A 5,290-nucleotide genomic window follows, 5' to 3' on the forward strand; every position below is an offset into this window, starting at 1 on the left:
TTTTTTTGGTTGGGATTGCCTACTGCTTTTGGTGGTGGGTTTTCCGGGCTTATTGTTTTTACAGTTTTGTTCGGAGAGTTTGATCCTGGCTCAGGACGAACGCTGGCGGCGTGCTTAACACATGCAAGTCGAACGCTGAAGGCTCAGCTTGCTGGGCTGGATGAGTGGCGAACGGGTGAGTAACACGTGAGTAACCTGCCCTCTTCTTTGGGATAACGGTCGGAAACGGCTGCTAATACCGGGTATTCACTGTCCTTCGCATGGGGGGTGGTGGAAAGGTTTTTTCTGGTGGGGGATGGGCTCGCGGCCTATCAGCTTGTTGGTGGGGTGATGGCTTACCAAGGCTTTGACGGGTAACCGGCCTGAGAGGGTGACCGGTCACATTGGGACTGAGATACGGCCCAGACTCCTACGGGAGGCAGCAGTGGGGAATATTGCACAATGGGCGAAAGCCTGATGCAGCGACGCCGCGTGAGGGATGAAGGCCTTCGGGTTGTAAACCTCTTTCGCTCATGGTCAAGCCGCAACTTTGGGTTGTGGTGAGGGTAGTGGGTAAAGAAGCACCGGCTAACTACGTGCCAGCAGCCGCGGTAATACGTAGGGTGCGAGCGTTGTCCGGAATTATTGGGCGTAAAGGGCTTGTAGGCGGTTTGTCGCGTCTGCCGTGAAATCCTCTGGCTTAACTGGGGGCGTGCGGTGGGTACGGGCAGACTTGAGTGCGGTAGGGGAGACTGGAACTCCTGGTGTAGCGGTGGAATGCGCAGATATCAGGAAGAACACCGGTGGCGAAGGCGGGTCTCTGGGCCGTTACTGACGCTGAGGAGCGAAAGCGTGGGGAGCGAACAGGATTAGATACCCTGGTAGTCCACGCTGTAAACGTTGGGCACTAGGTGTGGGGGCCACCCGTGGTTTCTGCGCCGTAGCTAACGCTTTAAGTGCCCCGCCTGGGGAGTACGGCCGCAAGGCTAAAACTCAAAGGAATTGACGGGGGCCCGCACAAGCGGCGGAGCATGCGGATTAATTCGATGCAACGCGAAGAACCTTACCAAGGCTTGACATGCACGGCGGCACTGCAGAGATGTGGTGGCATTTAGTTGGTCGTGTGCAGGTGGTGCATGGTTGTCGTCAGCTCGTGTCGTGAGATGTTGGGTTAAGTCCCGCAACGAGCGCAACCCTTGCCCTATGTTGCCAGCACGTTATGGTGGGGACTCGTGGGGGACTGCCGGGGTTAACTCGGAGGAAGGTGGGGATGACGTCAAATCATCATGCCCCTTATGTCTTGGGCTTCACGCATGCTACAATGGCTGGTACAGAGGGTTGCGATACTGTGAGGTGGAGCGAATCCCTTAAAGCCGGTCTCAGTTCGGATTGGGGTCTGCAACTCGACCCCATGAAGGTGGAGTCGCTAGTAATCGCAGATCAGCAACGCTGCGGTGAATACGTTCTCGGGCCTTGTACACACCGCCCGTCACGTCACGAAAGTTGGTAACACCCGAAGCCCATGGCCTAACCGTTTGGGGGGAGTGGTCGAAGGTGGGATTGGCGATTGGGACGAAGTCGTAACAAGGTAGCCGTACCGGAAGGTGCGGCTGGATCACCTCCTTTCTAGGGAGCCCATTTTAGGGGACGTATGCGGCCTGGGTTTTCCGGGTTGTGTGTGTTTCTTGTGCCTGCATTAGGACGCTGCCTGTTTGGGTGGTGGGTGTGGGTGCGTTTTTGGGTTGGGCATAAATGTTATGCAAGAGGCAAGCATGCTGTCGGGTTCACGTTCAACACCTGTTGGGCGTTAAGCCCACAACTGTTGGCACCAGGGTTTGTTTGGTGTTGCTGGTTGTGTGGTGTGTTGTTTGTGATCTGTATAGTGGTTGATGAGCATCTTTATTGCAATTGAAACCTGTTCTCTAAAATTTTGTTTTTAGGGTTTTGTTTCTTTTTTGTTTTTTGTGTCTGTGGTTTTGTTTAGTTTTTGTGGGCATTCGGTGGATGCCTTGGCACTCAGAGCTGATGAAGGACGTGGCGGTCTGCGATATGCCTTAGGGAGTTGACGAGCGAGCGTTGATCTAAGGATTTCCGAATGGGGGAACCTAGCTGGTGTTATGGCCAGTTACCATCACTTGAATGAAATAGGGTGGTGGGGGGAACGCGGGGAAGTGAAACATCTCAGTACCCGTAGGAGAAGATATTCCGTGAGTAGTGGCGAGCGAAAGCGGAGGAGGCTAAACCTTGTGCGTGTGATAGGCGGCGGCCGTTGCGCATGGGGTGTTGTGGGGCATGATCGTTCGCCTTCTGCCGGGGGTGGGCATGGTGTGTTGTTGGTGGTTGAACCTCTTGGGATGGGGGACCGTAGTGCGTGATAGTCGTGTAGGCCAGCCGGTGACATGTTGTGTGGGTTGTGTTCCCGAGTAGTGCGGGACTCGTGAAATCTCGTGTGAATCTGCCAGGACCACCTGGTAAGCCTAAATACTACTGAGTGACCGATAGTGCATAGTACCGTGAGGGAATGGTGAAAAGTACCCCGGGAGGGGAGTGAAATAGTACCTGAAACCGGATGCTTTTAAGCCGTCAGAGCCTTGTGGGGTGATGGCGTGCCTTTTGAAGAATGAGCCTGCGAGTCAGTGGCATGTGGCGTGCTTAACCCGTGTGGGGTATGCGTAGCGAAAGCGAGTCTGAAATATGGCGTTTGTCGCGTGTTCTGGACCCGAAGCGGGGTGATCTACCCATGGCCAGGTTGAAGCAAGGGTAAGACTTTGTGGAGGACCGAACCCACCAGGGTTGAAAACCTGGGGGATGAGCTGTGGGTAGGGGTGAAAGGCCAATCAAACTCCGTGATAGCTGGTTCTCCCCGAAATGCATTTAGGTGCAGCGTTGTGTGGTTCCTGTTGGAGGTAGAGCTACTGGATGGCCGATGGGCCCTGTGGGTTACTGACGTCAGCCAAACTCCGAATGCCAATAGGGTTGAGCATGGCAGTGAGACTGCGGGGGATAAGCTTCGTAGTCGAGAGGGAAACAGCCCAGATCATCAGCTAAGGCCCCTAAGTGTGCGCTAAGTGGGAAAGGATGTGGAGTCGCGGTGACAACCAGGAGGTTGGCTTAGAAGCAGCCATCCTTGAAAGAGTGCGTAATAGCTCACTGGTCAAGTGATTTCGCGCCGACAATGTAGCGGGGCTTAAGCGTACCGCCGAAGCTGTGGCAGCAACACGTATGCTGGCGTCATTGAATGATTGTTGGTGTGTTGTTGGGTAGGGGAGCGTCCTGCATGAGGTGAAGCCTGGGGGGAACCTCTGGTGGATTGTGTGGGAGTGAGAATGCAGGCATGAGTAGCGAATCTGCGGTGAGAATCCGCAGCGCCGATTGACTAAGGGTTCCAGGGCTAGGTTTATCCGCCCTGGGTTAGTCGGGTCCTAAGGCGAGGCCGACAGGCGTAGTCGATGGATAACCAGTTGATATTCTGGTACCGCCTAGCAACCGTCCAATACCGAGATCATCATGCTAACCAATTTTGCCGACCAATGATCATGCCCCTCGGGGTGTGATTGGCGGTTGGTCTTGGGACCCGGTGGTGGAGGTAAGCGTATTAACAGGGGTGACGCAGAAAGGTAGCTGCAGTGCGCCGGTGGTTTGGCGTATTTAAGGTTGTGGCCCGTTTCCTAGGTAAATCCGGGAGACACTAGGGTGAGAACTGATGAGGGACGCACGTGTGTGTGGACTTGTGGTGATCCTATGCTGCCGAGAAAAGCCTCGACGCGAGGGGGCAAGGCGCCCGTACCCTAAACCGACTCAGGTGGTCAGGTAGAGTATACCGAGGCGTTCGAGTGAATCATGGTCAAGGAACTCGGCAAAATTCCTCCGTAACTTCGGGAGAAGGAGGACCCCTTAGCTTCCCAGCGCCTTGCGTGCTGGTGGGGCCGGGGGGTCGCAGAGAATAGGGAGAAGCGACTGTTTATCAAAAACACAGGTGCGTGCGAAGCCGTAAGGCGATGTATACGCACTGACGCCTGCCCGGTGCTGGAAGGTTAAGAGGAACCGTCAACGCCCTCCGGGGTGTGAAGCGGTGAATTTAAGCCCCAGTAAACGGCGGTGGTAACTATAACCATCCTAAGGTAGCGAAATTCCTTGTCGGGTAAGTTCCGACCTGCACGAATGGCGTAACGACTTCTCCGCTGTCTCGACCGTGAACTCGGCGAAATTGCAGTACGAGTAAAGATGCTCGTTTCGCGCAGAAGGACGGAAAGACCCCGGGACCTTTACTATAGCTTGGTATTGGTGTTCGCTTGTGCTTGTGTAGGATAGGTGGGAGACTGTGAAGCTGCGGCGCCAGCCGTGGTGGAGTCGTCGTTGAAATACCATTCTGGTTCAAGCGGTCACCTCAACCTTGGCCCGTGATCCGGGTTGGGGACAGTGCCTGGTGGGTAGTTTAACTGGGGCGGTTGCCTCCTAAAATGTAACGGAGGCGCTCAAAGGTTCCCTCAGCCTGGTTGGTAATCAGGTGGCGAGTGCAAGTGTACAAGGGAGCTTGACTGTGAGACCGACGGGTCGAGCAGGTGCGAAAGCAGGAACTAGTGATCCGGCCATGGCACGTGGGTGCGTGGTCGCTCAACGGATAAAAGGTACCCCGGGGATAACAGGCTGATCTTGCCCAAGAGTCCATATCGACGGCATGGTTTGGCACCTCGATGTCGGCTCGTCGCATCCTGGGGCTGGAGTTGGTCCCAAGGGTTGGGCTGTTCGCCCATTAAAGCGGTACGCGAGCTGGGTTCAGAACGTCGTGAGACAGTTCGGTCCCTATCCTCTGTGCGCGTAGGAAACTTGAAAAGGGCCGTCCCTAGTACGAGAGGACCGGGATGGACGAACCTCTGGTGTGCCAGTTGTACCGCCAGGTGCATGGCTGGTTGGCTACGTTCGGGAAAGATAACCGCTGAAAGCATCTAAGCGGGAAACTTGCTTTGAGATGAGGTTTCCACACCCCTTGGGGTGGAAGGCCCCCGGCAGACTACCGGGTTGATAGGCCAGAGGTGGAAGCACCGCGAGGTGCTCGTGAGCCGACTGGTACTAATGGGCCGACACTAAACACAAACACATCAACCACAAACGGTTGACAGACACTAAGAGAGTGCTCGTCAAACCACTATACGGATCACAACCAACACAAACCCCCACGCCAAACGCGCGGCCAACACGCGCGGCACACACTCGGGGGCATTGAAGTGAATATGGTTGAACCAACTTGTGGTGGTCATAGCCGCGGGGAAACGCCCAGCCTCCATTCCGAACCTGGAAGCTAAGCCCGCAA

Annotated in this window: 3 rRNA genes; all 3 read left to right on the top strand. The window is 55.4% G+C overall.

The features are described 5' to 3' along the window. The first annotated feature begins 67 nt into the window (after nt 1-67). A 16S ribosomal RNA gene (locus tag ACWNMW_RS08210) occupies nt 68-1,605 on the top strand. Between the two features lie 351 nt (nt 1,606-1,956). Further along, nucleotides 1,957-5,072 (top strand): 23S ribosomal RNA (locus tag ACWNMW_RS08215). A 153-nt stretch (nt 5,073-5,225) separates the two neighbouring features. Beyond that, a 5S ribosomal RNA gene (rrf, locus tag ACWNMW_RS08220) occupies nt 5,226-5,290 on the top strand; the annotation flags it as partial.

Source organism: Actinomyces sp. Marseille-QA0893 (genome assembly GCF_976954355.1).